Below are 14,859 nucleotides of genomic sequence, written 5' to 3'. Positions count from 1 at the left end.
TTTTTATCAGAGTAACTCCTATGTTATGGCAGAAAACGCTTTTTGTCAAGTTCCGGCAGAGGAAGTAATTCCAGCCAGCTGCCAAAAAGTCCGGTGATCAGTTCCTGCACCATAGCTTTTGACTGTGGTTCCAGTTTATCCAGCTGGCGCACCATGGCAGCCAGACTTTTCAGACCACCTTCCTGGATTTGGGAAATGGTATCTGCTCCGGTTGCTTCCAGCACAGAAAAGAGTTCCCCGATGAGATGCTCTCTCTGCTTTTCGTCCATATGGTCGATCCATTTATGAAGACTTCGATCTGACGCCGCAGCTCTTCTTGTCAAACTTTCTTTCTCTATAAAGGATGGCCCCATTACCTCCCAGGTAAAAGCATCATGCTGCAGGATCCCCTTCTGTGTACTGGCTACGATCCGCGGATCTTTCTGGTGGCTGAGCAGCATACCGATCACAGATGCCTCGGGAATGATACGAGTGACTTTTGGCAAAACACTTTCCACTCTTCCGGGACTGAAAAATCCTCCCGGAAAACCCGGGCCATCATTATCATAGACAGAAAGAAGCTTTTCCTGCAGGATGTCACTGCACTGCATCGCTGTATACATAGCCAGATTTCCTCCTTTGGAATGACCGCCGATCCGCAGCATGGACTGTATATAAGTTCCATGCGTTTCCAGATATTCCAACGCTTTTCTGTGCGAAGGAACAACTCCGTTGCTTAAGTTAAAATCCTCCTTCCATCCCACAATGGTATCATCGGTTCCCCGAAAGGAAATATATGTGGTTCCATCATCCAGTCCTATAGTCACTGCCGCAAACTGCTGAGCCTGACTGAAAAGGATTTCATTGACAAAGCCCCCTACTGTACATTTCCGGAATCTCTCCGAACAGGCCATTTTTTCAAGGAGCACCGGTGTATTCTGCAGAAATGCACTTTCTGCTTTCAGATCCTTCTTCATTTCCCGTCTGGAAAAAGCCGCAAAGAGTTCTTCTACAGAAAGAGTATTTCCGTTTTTTACTTCTGCCATCTCATCCAGATCAAGATAGGAAAAACACGCCAGTATCAGATTGTCAACTTCATTAAAGGGTGACTGCTCAAAGGTAAGATCTCCTCTCCAGTCAAGATAATTCAGAATATTCCCCATAAAATCCTCCGCAAATGATCATATAAGCGTCTTACGCACAGCTGCAGGCTTTCTTTCTATTATAATACGTAACGGCTGCATCACAGCACAGCCATCTGATGCGTTTCTGCCGTTATCAGATAACCGTTTTCTGAAACGACATACCCTGCCAGATATTTATTGTTATCATACCATAAATCCTGATCATTTACTCCTTTCATCCATTTTTTTTCTGAGATAGATGATGTAATGAATGCAGCCGCAGGTAAAAGCCGGAAACAGTATCGACAGGCCTGCTGCTGACATCATATAGATCACTGCCCCTTTTCCGTCATCCGGTGTTCCTGCCACAAAGCAGTAGAACATGGTAGCTGAAAAATACAGTGTGATCACCACTGAAATTAAGATTTTAAAAAACTTCCTCATTGCTTCTCCTTTCTGTAGTGTCGATATAAGGACACTGTTGTGATTCCAATTTTACCTTCATAATAAGATTAATTCAAGGATGAATCGGACAGGATATATATATGATAAAATATGACAGATTTTGGGTCACGATGAAGGAGCGTGGAATCACTCAGTATGATCTTTATGAACATTACCAGATCACCCGTTCACTTCTGGACAGACTTCGAAAAAATAAAAATGTTGAAATTTATACCATAGACAGGCTGTGTTCCATTCTCCATTGCGAGATCGAGGACATTGTAGAACACGTTCCCGAGCCTGACGAAAGGAACGAACATACAGAAAAAGCTTCAGAGAAAAACAATCCTTACTCTGAAGATAAGAAAAACTCTCTCTGACTGTGATCAGATGCAGCTTTTTTGTTGGCTGTGTTATCCGTGTCAGGGAGAGTTTTTCTGATTTTTTCTATAAGCAGATATAAAAAAAGGGGCCGAAGCCCCTTTTAAATGGATCTTATTTGTAGTTTACGATCTTTCCGAAATCCGGTTTCAGGGAAGCGCCGCCTACAAGACCGCCGTCGATGTCAGCCTGAGCGAATAAGTCAGGAGCTGTTGCAGCGTTTACAGATCCGCCGTACTGGATACGGATCTCTGCTGCTGTAGCGTCATCATAGATCTCAGCGATGCATTTACGGATATCAGCGCAAACCTCCTGAGCCTGCTCTGTTGTAGCTGTCTTACCTGTTCCGATAGCCCAGATCGGCTCGTAAGCGATAACTGCTGTCTTAGCCTGATCAGCTGTAACACCCTGGAATCCAACCTTAACCTGCTGACGGATGAAGTCCATTGTCACGCCCTGCTCTCTCTGAGTAAGTGTCTCACCGCAGCACATGATCGGTGTGATGCCATGCTCGAAAGCTTTAAGCATTTTTTTGTTAACGTCTTCGTTTGTCTCACCGAAATACTCTCTTCTCTCGGAATGTCCAAGTACTACGTACTTAACGCCAGCATCTACGAGCATAGCCGGAGCGATCTCGCCTGTGTAAGCACCCTTCTCCTCGAAGTACATGTTCTCAGCGCCAACCTGGATGTTTGTTCCTTTAGCTGCCTCAACAACAGGAATGATGTCGATAGCCGGTACGCAGAATACTACATCAACTTCGTCGTTAACAACAAGCGGTTTTAAAGTCTCAACCAGCTTTACAGCCTCGCTTGGTGTCATGTTCATTTTCCAGTTTCCAGCAATGATTTTCTTTCTTGCCATGGTTTTATCTCCTTTTTGTGTTCCTGGAACACTTTATTTTTTATCAGTCTTTATCGTTAGCTGCTGCTACACCCGGAAGCTCTTTTCCCTCAAGGAACTCAAGAGAAGCACCGCCGCCTGTGGAGATGTGTGTCATCTTGTCGCCATATCCGAGGATATTTACAGCTGCTGCAGAATCACCGCCACCGATGATCGTTGTTGCATCTGTCTCAGCAAGAGCTTTGGCAACTGCTTCTGTACCATGAGCGAAGTTCGGCATCTCGAAGCATCCCATCGGTCCGTTCCATACAACAGTCTTGGCATCTTTTACAGCGTCTGCGAAAAGCTTCTCAGTCTCCGGTCCGATATCCATTCCTTCCCATCCGTCCGGAATCTCACCACGTTTTACAACCTGGATGTTGCAGTCATTGGAGAAGTCATCACCGATTCTGTTATCTACAGGAAGAAGAAGCTTCACGCCCTTCTCCTCTGCTTTCTTCATCATGTCGAGAGCATACTGAAGGTAATCATCCTCGCAGAGGGATGTTCCGATATGTCCGCCCATAGCCTTGGAGAATGTATAGGACATACCACCACCGATGATCAGTGTATCTACCTTGTCAAGAAGGTTGTTGATAACAGAGATCTTGCTGGAAACCTTAGCACCGCCAAGGATTGCTACGAATGGTCTCTCCGGATTGTTTACAGCGTTTCCAAGGAAATCGATCTCTTTCTGCATCAGATATCCTACAACTGCTGTCTTAACAAATTTGGTAACACCTACGTTAGAGCAGTGAGCTCTGTGAGCAGTTCCGAATGCATCATTTACAAATACATCACAAAGAGAAGCAAGGTCTTCGCTGAACTTATCTTCATTCTTTGTCTCTTCTGCACGGTAACGTGTATTCTCAAGAAGAACTACATCGCCATCCTTCATCTCAGCTACAGCAGCTTTTGCGTTTGGTCCTACTACCTCAGGATCTGCTGCAAATTTCACTTCCTGTCCAAGAAGCTCAGAAAGACGAATCGCTACAGGTGCAAGAGAAAGCTCCGGTTTCGGCTCTCCCTTCGGTTTTCCGAGGTGGGAGCAGAGGATAACCTTTCCGCCGTCTGCGATCAGTTTCTTGATTGTAGGAAGAGCAGCTACAAGACGATTCTCGTCTGTGATCTTTCCATCCTGAAGCGGAACGTTAAAGTCACATCTTACAAGTACTCTCTGTCCTTTTACATTGATATCGTCAACACTTTTTTTGTTCAGCATTTCTATATCTCCTTAACTTTTATTTCTGCCGGAAGCAGATCAATAAGGGCGAGCGGTATTGTTGTCCGCTCTGTCAACAGTCATTTCCTCAGATATTCTTTTGTTTGATCTTTTGGAAAAAAAGGGCCCGGTCCTCTTCAGACCGGACCCTTTCTGAGTCTATTCTTCTACACTCGTTCGCTGAAAATTAAGCGTTCAGAAGGCTTCCGAAATGCTTGATTGTACGAACCATCTGGCTTGTGTAGGAGTTCTCGTTGTCATACCAGGAAACTACCTGAACCTCTGTTGTGCCATTCTCAAGTGGAAGTACCATTGTCTGAGTAGCATCGAAGAGGGAACCAAATCTCATACCAACGATATCGCTGGATACGATCTCATCCTCGTTGTATCCGAAGGACTCGTTAGAAGCTGCTTTCATAGCTGCGTTGATCTGCTCTTTTGTAACATTTCCTTCAACTACTGCTGTAAGGATTGTTGTAGAACCTGTTGGGGTAGGAACACGCTGTGCAGAACCGATAAGTTTGCCGTTAAGCTCTGGGATAACAAGTCCGATAGCTTTAGCAGCACCTGTGCTGTTCGGAACGATATTAACTGCAGCTGCACGGGATCTTCTCAGATCGCCTTTTCTCTGCGGTCCGTCAAGTGTCATCTGATCGCCTGTGTAAGCGTGGATTGTGCACATGATACCGGATTTGATCGGTGCAAGATCGTTAAGAGCCTTAGCCATTGGTGCAAGGCAGTTTGTTGTACAGGAAGCTGCGGAGATGATCTTGTCCTCGTTTGTAAGACCCTGATGGTTTACGTTGTAAACGATTGTCTTAAGGTCGTTTCCAGCCGGAGCGGAAATAACTACGTGCTTAGCACCTGCATCGATATGAGCCTGAGCTTTGTCTTTAGATGTGTAGAAACCTGTGCACTCAAGAACTACGTCTACACCGATCTCTCCCCATGGAAGCTCTGCAGCGTTAGCCTTAGCATAGATTTTGATCTCTTTTCCGTCTACTGTGATGGAATCCTCTCCTGCTGTTACTGTATCTGCAAGAGCGTATCTTCCCTGTGTAGAATCATATTTTAATAAGTGAGCAAGCATTTTAGGAGATGTAAGGTCATTGATTGCTACAACCTCGAATCCCTCTGCTCCAAACATCTGACGGAATGCAAGACGACCGATACGTCCAAAACCATTAATTGCAACTTTTACTGCCATGATAAATTCCTCCTATGAATTGAATGGTGATTAAATCGTTCCTTTGTTAAAGAAACATCAACCTGTTTCATATTGTACCTAATTCCAAACAAAAATTCAAGAGCTATTTATAAAAAAGAACATTAAAATAAATATTAAGAAAATTTCTGAAAAATGTGCTATAATTCTCTAATAGAAAGTTCTGTCCTGCTGATTCCCAAAACGGATATCTATATTCCCGCTGGGAGTTTGACTTTCCCGGATTCATAACAGGCAGATACGATCATTGTCACAGAATATAAAGGCTTGAATATGGAGGTACAAAATGGGCCAGAAAATTTTATGGGACTGCCATATGCACTCCTCTTTTTCCGCAGATTCCGATGCACCGATGGAAGAAATGATCCAGACTGCCGCAGACCAGGGTCTCACGGGAATCTGTTTTACTGAACATTTTGATCCGGATTATCCCGATACTCCGGAAAATCTTGATTTTTCCCTGAACATCCCTGCATACCGCCAGAAACTTGAGAGTCTTGCGGATGCTTTTAAAGACCAGATCCAGGTTAACTTCGGGATCGAGCTTGGACTTCAGCCTCAGCTTGCAGAATCTTTTTCCGATCTTCTGAAAGAAGTTCCCTTTGATTTCGTTATTGGTTCCTCCCATGTGGTGCACGGATATGATCCTTATTATCCTTCTTATTTTGAGGGCCGTAAGGAATCCGCATGTTACATGGAATATTTTGAATCCATCCTGGAAAATATCGCTGCTTTTGACGAGATGGATGTGTACGGACATATCGACTATGTAGTACGTTATGGTCCAAATCAGAACCGTCAGTATTCTTATGGAAGATATAAGGAGATCCTGGACGAGATCCTGCGGACATTGATCCGCAAAAATGTGGGAATCGAGCTGAACACAGGCGGTTATCACTACGGGCTTGGTGAACCGAATCCATGTGTCAATATTATCCGACGTTACCGTGAGCTTGGCGGTGAGATCATCACCATCGGTGCAGATGCCCATACTCCGGATAAGATCGGCTATGCTTTTGACAAGGCGGCTGATGTTCTCCGTGAATGTGGTTTTTCCTATTATGCTGTATTTAAAAACCGCCGTCCTGTTTTTCATAAGCTGTAGCTCTGTTTCTCTCTCCGGTGAGAGAGTTTACATTTTTATACTGAAAATATCATTTTATCTAAGGAGGAACTCTATATGTCAACAAAAAGACTCCAGAAAAAGAAAGCTGTCATGCAGGCAAAAAAAGAAAAGCAGCTGAAAAAAAATACCTCTGCTGCCGGCACCAGTTCCAGTGCTGCCAAATCTGGTGAAAATGCTAAAGCCGAAGTGAAAAAACTTGAAACCGTAAAGAAGGAAACGCTTAAAGTCGAAACCTCCAAAACCGAACCGATCAAAGTCGAGACTTCCAAGACCGAGCCGATCAAAGTCGAGACTTCCAAGACCGAACCGATCAAAGTCGAGACTTCCAAGACCGAACCGATCAAAGTCGAGACTTCCAAGACCGAGCCGATCAAGGTTGAGACCTCAAAGACTGAACCGGCGAAAGTTACTACTTCCAAGATTGAGCCTCTGAAAGTCGAAACTTCCAAGGAGGACACAGCTTACGATGCCCTCTACGAGAAACGTCTGAAATACTACTACAATGATCTGAAATGGCTCTACTGCGAACTGTTCCGCGATCATCCGGAAGTTGCCGGCACATTCTCAAGCCTCACAAAAAAAATGAAAGAGATTTATCGTGAGCGTTCTCTTTCCATGAAGGAAGCTGACCAGACCTGCGTTGCTGATCCTGACTGGTTCCGTAAGACTACTTTCACCGGAATGGCTGTAAATCCTGCTGACTTCGCAGATACTCTTTCCGGGCTGTCTGATAAGCTGGACTATATCAGTGAATGCAATGCAGACACTCTGTACCTGACAGATCTTTTCCAGGCAACCTCCAACTGCTCTCTTCGCATTATCCCGGAGATCGGAACCTCCGAAGATCTGCATACACTTGCAGCTAACTGTAGGAAAGCAGGTATCCGCCTGGCTCTTGAGATCCCGTTAAGTCTTTCTGTGGATGACCCACAGTCCGGTGCGCCATGCGTGCTCCAGACTCCGGCTTATTTTAATGCAATGCTTCTTCAGATCCTGGAGCTTGCAAATGAAGGTGCTTCTGTATTCAGCCTTGGTGTCCTTCCGATGATGCCGGAAGAAAATCTCTGGAAGCTTCACTCTCTGCTGCGTATGACCCGAATGGTGTGTGAGATCGTATGCCCCGGAATTCTTCTCCTTGGCGAAACAGACCGCCCACCTGCAGAGGCTGCTGCATTCGGCGGAACTTCCGATATGCCGGAACTTCACATTGTAAACAGCACCCAGCTGATGTCCGATCTCTGGCATACCGTTGCCACAAAGGACACTGCCCTTCTCCGCCGGGGAATCGACAGAGCTGCAGACCTTCCGCAGGCACCGGTATTCCAGAATTACCTCCGTAACCGCAACACGGTACGCTGGAATCTGGACTATGATTTCCTGAAAGGAAGCTTTATCACAGAAGGGCCTCACAGAGATTATCTGAATGAATTCCTGGCAGGTATTTTCCCTGATTCCTTTGCCCGTGGTGAAATTTATGTGAATCCGGAAACCGAGGAATCGGAGCTCTGCGGAACAACCGCATCTCTTGCAGGAATAGAGCGTTTTGATTATGAAGGAAATATGGAGGGTGTCAGCCGGGGAATCCGCTATGACGTAGCACTTCATGCATTGCTTCTTTCCCTCCCCGGAATTCCGGTACTTCGAAGCGGTGACGAGGTCGGACAGCTGAATGACTACACCTATAAAACAGACATTTCCAAAGCAGCTGATCCCCGCTGGCTCCACAATGGACGTTTCAACTGGGCACTTGCCCGGAACAGAGCCGATGCCGAAACGATCCAGGGACGCATTTTCAACAGCCTTGAGCAGCTGGAATCCATCCGTGCCAGCCATCCGGTATTTGCACCTGAAGTTTCTGCACATACACTGGAAACCTGGGAAAAAGCTCTCCTTGCCCTGGTAAGAGAAACCTCCGAAGAAAAACTGATCTGCATCTACAACTTCAGCGACCAGGATAAGGTAGCCTGGATCAACGAACCGGACGGTACCTACACAGATCTTCTCACAGGAGTTCAGAGAGACGCACAGGCTGTAGAGATCCCGGCCTTCGGATTTATCTGGCTTATGCACACGAAATAATAGCTTTGTCAGGCGGATATCCATAATCTTCATTCTCTACACAGCTCTGCACCGGATAACTGGATAACTGCTTCACAGTTTATTTGCAAAAAAGGACACTGCCATTTTCAACGGGCAGTGTCCTTTTTTATTTCCCATATTATTATTTTCTCAGCTTATCAATAAATGCAGCAAATTTCCCCTGTTCCCCACTATCCAGCGAACGGCTGTAAATATTTCTGAGCCAGGCCGTGATCACATCGATCAGGATCGGAGAAAATGTCATCAGAAGGAACACCAGAATGATCATTCCGAATTCCAGCGATCCCAGTGTCAGAAGATTCTGCAGAACCACCGCCGCACCGAAAAAGATCACCTGCATACTGTAAATGATCACCTTTCGATACTTATTCAGAGGTGCGTAAACTGTCTTAAGTGCCGCCATATAATTCCATCCTGTTACAAGCACACAGGCTGTATTCAGCATAGCATTGGAATGGTATACATTCTGGCATACCAGCATCACACTGAACACACAGCCCGTGATGGTCACAGCAGCCGGAAATGCATTCATAAATACATGACGCAAAAATGTATGGTCGATCTTCTCATAATTATTCTCCTGCGCCAGAAGGAACGTAGGAATCCCAACAGCGCAGGCACTGATCAGAGACATCTGGATCGGCTCAAAGGGATAGGAATCCCCGAAGAAGATCGTGATCAGTGACAGCAGCACGGAAAAAATCGTTTTGATCAGAAACATAGATGCCGCAGTACGGATATTATTTACAACCCGGCGTCCCTGATTCACAATTTCCGGCATTGCTGCAAAATTAGAATCCAGCAATACCACATTGGCAATATTCTTGGCAGCATCACTGCCCTCAGCCATGGCAATACTGCAGTCCGCCTCTTTAAGCGCCAGAACATCATTGACACCATCACCGGTCATGGCAACCGTATGCTTCTGAGCCTGCAAAGACTTCACCATTGCCTGCTTCTGCTGAGGTGTTACACGCCCGAACACACTGTATTCTGCAACTGCCTCGTCCATCTGTTCCTGGGTTGTGATCGTTGTCGCATCTATATAATGCGCTGCATTTTTAAGGCCTGCACGTCTGGCAATTGCAGAAACCGTCACCGGATCATCACCGGAGATCACTTTCAGATCAACACCCTGACTTTCGAAATATGCCAGCGTATCCGGTGCCTCTGCACGAATCACATCTGTAATAAGCAAAAGTCCGACGGGTTCCAGTCCCTCCGGAATCTCCGCTCCCTCACTCACATTTACACTATGGGCAAGAACCAGCACACGAAGACCTTCCTCTGCAAATCTGCCACAATACTCCATCAGCTCCGGGTTCCCTTCCGGAAAAAGAAACTGCGCTGCCCCCATCAGATAAGTACCTGTATCTGTAAATGCAGCTCCGCTGTACTTCCTGTCAGAAGAAAACGGGATTACATGATCCAGCTCCATATCCTGAGATACTTTAAATCTTGCCCTGAGTGCATCGGCAGTGGCATTCTGATCCTTCAGAACAGAAAGCAGATTTCCCATGATATGCTCGATCTCCCGGGTCTTCTCCGGATCTTCCTGACTATGTTTCTCCGGGTCAGCTTCTGACTTTTCCTGTAATACGAGATTCGCACTTCCATCCTCCTTTGCGATCGCATCTGTTGCTGAAACTGCAGAAGTCGCAGAACTCTCAGTTCCATTGTCGTCACCTTCGCCGGATTCAGGATCTTTCCCGGATATTTTCTCTGAAATCTCATCATACACCGGCGGATAGCTCTCCACCGCCTCCACACACATGGTACCCTCTGTGATAGTTCCTGTCTTATCCAGGCAGAGCGTATCCACGCGTGCAAGAGTTTCTATACAGTACAGCTCCTGCACCAGCGTCTTCTTCTGGGCCAGCTTCAGCGCCCCCAGAGTCAGTGCCACACTGGTAAGAAGGACCAGTCCCTCCGGGATCATTCCCAGGACCGCTGCAACCATATTGACAACAGAATCCCGGATATTGTCTCCCACAAAATAATACTGTTTATAAAAAAGCAGCGCACCCATTGGTACGATAATGATACTGATCACCTTCAGAATGGCATTCAGGGAATTTCTAAGCTCTGAATTATGGCGTTTGAATTCCTTTGCCTCGCTGGTGATCCTTGACGCATAGTTGTCACTTCCCACATGGATGATCTGGCAGCAGGCCTGTCCCGCCGTCACAAAGCTTCCGGAAAAAAGCTCATCTCCCGGATTCTTCGGAAGATTGTCTGCCTCACCGGTAAGCAGTGATTCATTGACCTCAAGGCTTCCCTCCAGGATCTTCGCATCTGCCGGAACCTGTTCTCCGGCCTTCAGGAATATCAGATCATCGACAACCAGCTTCTCTGTAGAAATTTTCCATTTTTTTCCTTCACGCAGAACAACCGTCTTGGATTCTGTCAGGATGGCCAGCTTGTCAATCGTCTTCTTGGCACGGATCTCCTGAATGATCCCGATCACGGTATTAATAAAAATGATTCCTACAAACATGGAGTTTTTGTAGGAACCAACCAGCAGTACGAGAACCAGCAGCACCAGGTTCAGAAAATTGAAGAATGTAAACGTATTCTCCAGAATGATCTGCTTATATGTCCTGGTGTTGGGGTTTTCGTTATTATTTACCTGGCCCTGCGCAATTCTTTCCTGAACTTCTTCGTTCGTAAGTCCTGTCATGCTTCTTACTTACCTGTCCTTTCAATGGCTTACGGTTCTGTTCAACTGAAGCTTGCTCATGCCCCGGTTATGATCGTAAATAAAAGGGATCAATACTCCTCTTCTGTATCTTCTTCACCCTCGTGGATATCAGACTTCGGTTTGGAAAGACCCTCGATCTTAATGTGATGTTTCTCTGCATAATCCCAGAGAGCTGCATGAATTGCTTCCTCAGCAAGCAGGGAACAGTGGATCTTTACCGGCGGAAGTCCGTCCAGAGCCTCCATAACGGCCTTGTTGGTTACTTCCATAGCTTCCTCAATGGTCTTGCCCATTACAAGTTCTGTTGCCATGCTGCTTGTTGCAACTGCTGCACCGCATCCAAATGTTTTAAATTTGCAGTCTTTGATAATATGAGTTTCGTCATCGATATCAAGGAATATTCTCATAATATCACCGCATTTTGCATTTCCTACAGTACCCACGCCACTTGCGTTCTCGATCTCACCGACATTACGTGGATGCTGAAAATGATCCATTACTTTTTCACTATACATTATTTTTTCCTCCTGGCAAGTATTTTTATTATTTTTTCTGCTTTTTAATAAAATCTTCATATAATGGAGACATGCTTCTTAAGTTTGCAGTAATATCTTTCAGCTTATCTACTACAAAATCAACATCCTCCATTGTCGTCTCCTCGCTTAAGGTCATACGGAGAGATCCGTGTGCGATCTCATGAGGAAGACCGATAGCTAACAGAACGTGTGACGGATCCAGAGAACCGGATGTACATGCGGAACCGCTGGATGCACAGATTCCGAAATTATCAAGCATCAGAAGAAGTGACTCTCCCTCGATAAACTGGATGCTTACATTTACGTTATTCGGAAGACGTTTTACTTTATCTCCATTGAGACGTACGTACGGGATCTCTGTGAGGATCCTGCTGATCATATGATCTCTGATCTCGATTTCTTTTGCAGTACGCTCTTTCATGGACTTGTTTGCACGCTCTGCTGCAAGACCGTATCCTACGATACCAGGAACGTTTTCTGTACCTGCACGACGTTTTCTCTCCTGTGCTCCGCCATGTACGAAGGAGCGGATCTTAACGCCCTTACGGATATAGAGGAAGCCGATTCCCTTCGGTCCGTTGATCTTATGTCCGCTGGAGCTGAGCATATCAATATTGAACTCATCTACATTGATCGGGATCTGGCCGAATGCCTGAACAGCGTCTGTATGGAACAGGATTCCATGCTCATGTGCGATCTGTCCGATCTCTTTCAGCGGCTCAAGAGTACCAATCTCATTGTTTGCAGCCATAACAGAGATCAGGATGGTCTCCGGTGTAATGGCTTTCTGAAGCTCATCCAGGTCAATGAAACCATTCTCATCTACATCCAGGTATGTGACCTTGGCACCACGCTCTTTTTCAAGGTACTCGCAGGTATGAAGGATGGCATGATGCTCGATCTTTGTTGTGATGATATGGTTTCCTTTATTTTTATATGCCTCAAAGGTCGCTTTCAGAGCCCAGTTATCAGACTCGGAACCACCTGCTGTAAAATAGATCTCCTCTTTTTTGGCTCCGATCACATCTGCGATCTGCTGTCTTGCCTTTGCGATGGCAGCCTTGCTGTTTGCCGCAAAATCATAAACGGTTGAAGCATTTCCATAAAACTCTGTAAAATACGGCAGCATAGCCTCCACAACTTCCGGTGCGGTCTTTGTGGTAGCCGCATTGTCCAGATATATCATTTTTCCCATTTTCTTTTCCTCCTGTTCAGGATAATTATTTTTCGTGTATTCTCCGGCTTTCTTCGATCAGCTCACTGAGCATCAGGGTATCCACTGCATCTGTGATGCTGTCGTTGATCCTCTTCCACACTAATCTAGCCACGCAGAGATCAGAACCCTGGCAGCCACCGTCACCTTCTGTTCCCGGACATGTTGCAGCCTCCAGGCCACCCTCCAGGACACGAAGGATATCTCCCACTGAAATCTCTTCTGCCGGTCTTCCAAGGAAGTATCCTCCGGCTGCGCCGCGGACACTCTTCACAAGGCCCGCTTTTTTCAAAAGTGCCATCAGCTGCTCCAGATAGCTGACTGATATATTCTGACGGCCCGCAATACTCTGAAGCGAAACCGCTTCTTTTTCACTGTAAAGACCAAGGTCTATCAAAGCCTTAAGTCCGTATTTTGCTCTTGTTGACAGTTTCATCCGCTCACCTCTTTTTTTCAATTCCCAGTGTTTTCCTCGGATTTCATGTTTACTCTATCAGAAACATATGGTTCTGTCAAGACTAACTTCTTCATATACTGGCAAAAAAGACTCAAGGTTATCCATGTCAAAAAATATATTTCTCAAAGGAACCCTGATTCTTGCCTGCACAGGCCTTATCAGCCGTATCGCAGGTTTCTTTTATAGAATATTCCTCTCCCATGCCATTGGTGCGGAAGGTCTTGGTTTGTATCAGCTGGTTCTTCCTCTCCAGGGACTTATGGCCGCTTTATCCTATACAGGGATCCAGTCTGCCCTTTCACGCCTGATCGCGTCCAGACTTGCCCTTCAGGAGAAAAAGGAGGCACGTTTTTCGCTGGTCACAGGAACACTTATGGCTGTCTTTTTTTCTGCTGCAGCCGGTTTTCTGCTTTTTCAGCACGCATATTTTTTTGCTTCCGCAATTCTGAAAACACCGCAGACTGCCGGTCTTCTTCGCATAACAGCTGTCAGTATTCCTCTCTGTGCCATTCATTCCTGCATTGACAGCTATTATTATGCCCGGAAAAAAGCCTCTGTTCCGGCAGCCGTGCAGCTTTCGGAGCAGTCTGCACGGATCGGCACTACCTATATCCTGTATCTGATTTTTCTTTCTGAAAGACGTCCGATCACTGCATTGATCGCAGCGGGAGGTTCCCTTGCCGGAGAGACTGCCGCTTCGCTGGTGTCGCTGCTGGTAGTTTCCTTTCATTTCGGAAATCACCCTGTACACGAAAAGACTCCCGTCAGGATCTTTCCGCTGATAAAGGACCTTTTCACACTGTCTTTTCCCATTTCCCTGAACAGGATCCTTCTGACACTTCTCGGCAGCATAGAAGCGGTCCTGATCCCACAGATGCTTCTGCGTTCCGGCATGACAGCCTCAGACTCACTGAAAATCTATGGGATTTTTACAGGAATGGCACTGCCCCTGCTCCTGTTTCCTTCCACACTTACGTCTTCCGCCGCTGTAATGCTGATGCCTTCCATCGCACAGCTTGATGCACTGGGAAAGCAGAAGCAGATCCGCCGTGTCACAGATCAGACCTTTTTTCTGTGCATGTTCCTGGGATTTCTGTGCGGAAGCGGATTCTTTCTTTTTGGCCCATTCCTCGGAACATTGCTTTTTCACAGCCAGACTGCCGGAACCTACATACGGTATCTGTCTTTTATCTGTCCTTTTCTTTATACAAACACCATGCTCACCAGCATCCTGCAGGGACTTGGAAAACCGGGGCTCTGTCTGATCCACAGTATTGCCGGCATTCTCATCCGTATTTTCTCCGTTGTTTTTATAATTCCTGCAACAGGAATCCGAGGCTATTTTTACGGAATTTTTCTGGGTGAGCTTCTGCTTACTCTTCTACACGTGAAAGCGCTAAAATTTCCCTATCGACAATCGGCCAATAATCGTTTATAATAAATAATTGAAATGTCTATAGTTATGGAGG

At 46.0% G+C, this 14,859-nt stretch carries 13 protein-coding genes; 4 read left to right on the top strand and 9 right to left on the bottom strand.

Going from position 1 to position 14,859, the window contains the following annotated elements:
* Nucleotides 1-23 precede the first annotated feature (23 nt).
* Together V9W66_RS14760 and V9W66_RS14755 are read right to left on the bottom strand one after the other, a co-directional pair.
* Nucleotides 24-1,142 (bottom strand): Mbeg1-like protein, encoded by a 1,119-nt coding sequence (locus V9W66_RS14760; protein ID WP_144094246.1) that lies wholly within the window; start codon nt 1,140-1,142, stop codon nt 24-26.
* A gap of 183 nt (nt 1,143-1,325) precedes the next feature.
* Complete coding sequence (locus tag V9W66_RS14755; protein ID WP_144094247.1) at nt 1,326-1,547, bottom strand: hypothetical protein; 222 nt, start codon at nt 1,545-1,547, stop codon at nt 1,326-1,328.
* Nucleotides 1,548-1,648: 101 nt separating this feature from the next.
* On the opposite strand from V9W66_RS14755, the gene V9W66_RS14750 reads away from it, so the two are divergent.
* Nucleotides 1,649-1,927 (top strand): helix-turn-helix domain-containing protein, encoded by a 279-nt coding sequence (locus V9W66_RS14750; RefSeq protein ID WP_015527002.1) that lies wholly within the window; start codon nt 1,649-1,651, stop codon nt 1,925-1,927.
* 115 nt (nt 1,928-2,042) lie between these two features.
* On the opposite strand, the gene tpiA is transcribed toward V9W66_RS14750, so the two are convergent.
* The 3 genes from tpiA to gap all read right to left on the bottom strand — a co-directional run bounded on the left by tpiA (nt 2,043) and on the right by gap (nt 5,239).
* Entirely contained in the window at nt 2,043-2,792 is a 750-nt protein-coding gene (tpiA, locus tag V9W66_RS14745) for a triose-phosphate isomerase (RefSeq protein WP_015527001.1), read from the bottom strand.
* 43 nt (nt 2,793-2,835) lie between these two features.
* On the bottom strand, nt 2,836-4,032 hold the full coding sequence (locus V9W66_RS14740) for a phosphoglycerate kinase (RefSeq protein ID WP_144094248.1): 1,197 nt from the start codon (nt 4,030-4,032) through the stop codon (nt 2,836-2,838).
* Nucleotides 4,033-4,219: 187 nt separating this feature from the next.
* Nucleotides 4,220-5,239, bottom strand: coding sequence for a type I glyceraldehyde-3-phosphate dehydrogenase (gap, locus tag V9W66_RS14735; protein WP_015526999.1), 1,020 nt, complete (start codon nt 5,237-5,239; stop codon nt 4,220-4,222).
* Nucleotides 5,240-5,543: 304 nt separating this feature from the next.
* Here gap and V9W66_RS14730 point away from each other — a divergent pair, with 304 nt between their 5' ends.
* Nucleotides 5,544-6,362 (top strand): histidinol-phosphatase HisJ family protein, encoded by an 819-nt coding sequence (locus V9W66_RS14730; protein ID WP_144094249.1) that lies wholly within the window; start codon nt 5,544-5,546, stop codon nt 6,360-6,362.
* Nucleotides 6,363-6,437: 75 nt separating this feature from the next.
* Nucleotides 6,438-8,462 (top strand): alpha-amylase family glycosyl hydrolase, encoded by a 2,025-nt coding sequence (locus tag V9W66_RS14725; protein ID WP_144094250.1) that lies wholly within the window; start codon nt 6,438-6,440, stop codon nt 8,460-8,462.
* Between the two features lie 142 nt (nt 8,463-8,604).
* On the opposite strand, the gene V9W66_RS14720 is transcribed toward V9W66_RS14725, so the two are convergent.
* The 4 genes from V9W66_RS14720 to V9W66_RS14705 all read right to left on the bottom strand — a co-directional run bounded on the left by V9W66_RS14720 (nt 8,605) and on the right by V9W66_RS14705 (nt 13,369).
* Entirely contained in the window at nt 8,605-11,163 is a 2,559-nt protein-coding gene (locus tag V9W66_RS14720) for a cation-translocating P-type ATPase (RefSeq protein ID WP_144094251.1), read from the bottom strand.
* A gap of 89 nt (nt 11,164-11,252) precedes the next feature.
* Nucleotides 11,253-11,699 (bottom strand): Fe-S cluster assembly scaffold protein NifU, encoded by a 447-nt coding sequence (nifU, locus tag V9W66_RS14715; protein ID WP_015526995.1) that lies wholly within the window; start codon nt 11,697-11,699, stop codon nt 11,253-11,255.
* A 28-nt stretch (nt 11,700-11,727) separates the two neighbouring features.
* On the bottom strand, nt 11,728-12,915 hold the full coding sequence (nifS, locus tag V9W66_RS14710) for a cysteine desulfurase NifS (protein WP_021650819.1): 1,188 nt from the start codon (nt 12,913-12,915) through the stop codon (nt 11,728-11,730).
* 25 nt (nt 12,916-12,940) lie between these two features.
* On the bottom strand, nt 12,941-13,369 hold the full coding sequence (locus V9W66_RS14705) for an RrF2 family transcriptional regulator (RefSeq protein WP_144094252.1): 429 nt from the start codon (nt 13,367-13,369) through the stop codon (nt 12,941-12,943).
* 124 nt (nt 13,370-13,493) lie between these two features.
* Between V9W66_RS14705 and V9W66_RS14700 the strand changes: the two genes are divergently transcribed.
* Nucleotides 13,494-14,828 carry a polysaccharide biosynthesis protein gene (locus V9W66_RS14700; protein ID WP_144094253.1) on the top strand — a complete coding sequence of 445 codons (1,335 nt, stop codon included), beginning with the start codon at nt 13,494-13,496 and terminating at the stop codon, nt 14,826-14,828.
* Nucleotides 14,829-14,859: the final 31 nt, after the last annotated feature.

Origin of the sequence: Blautia massiliensis (ex Durand et al. 2017) (assembly GCF_051861785.1) — a bacterium.
GTDB classification, from domain to species: Bacteria; Bacillota; Clostridia; order Lachnospirales; family Lachnospiraceae; genus Blautia_A; species Blautia_A luti_A.
The sequence above is the reverse complement of the archived record's forward strand: the minus strand, read 5'-3'. Positions and strand labels throughout refer to the sequence as shown.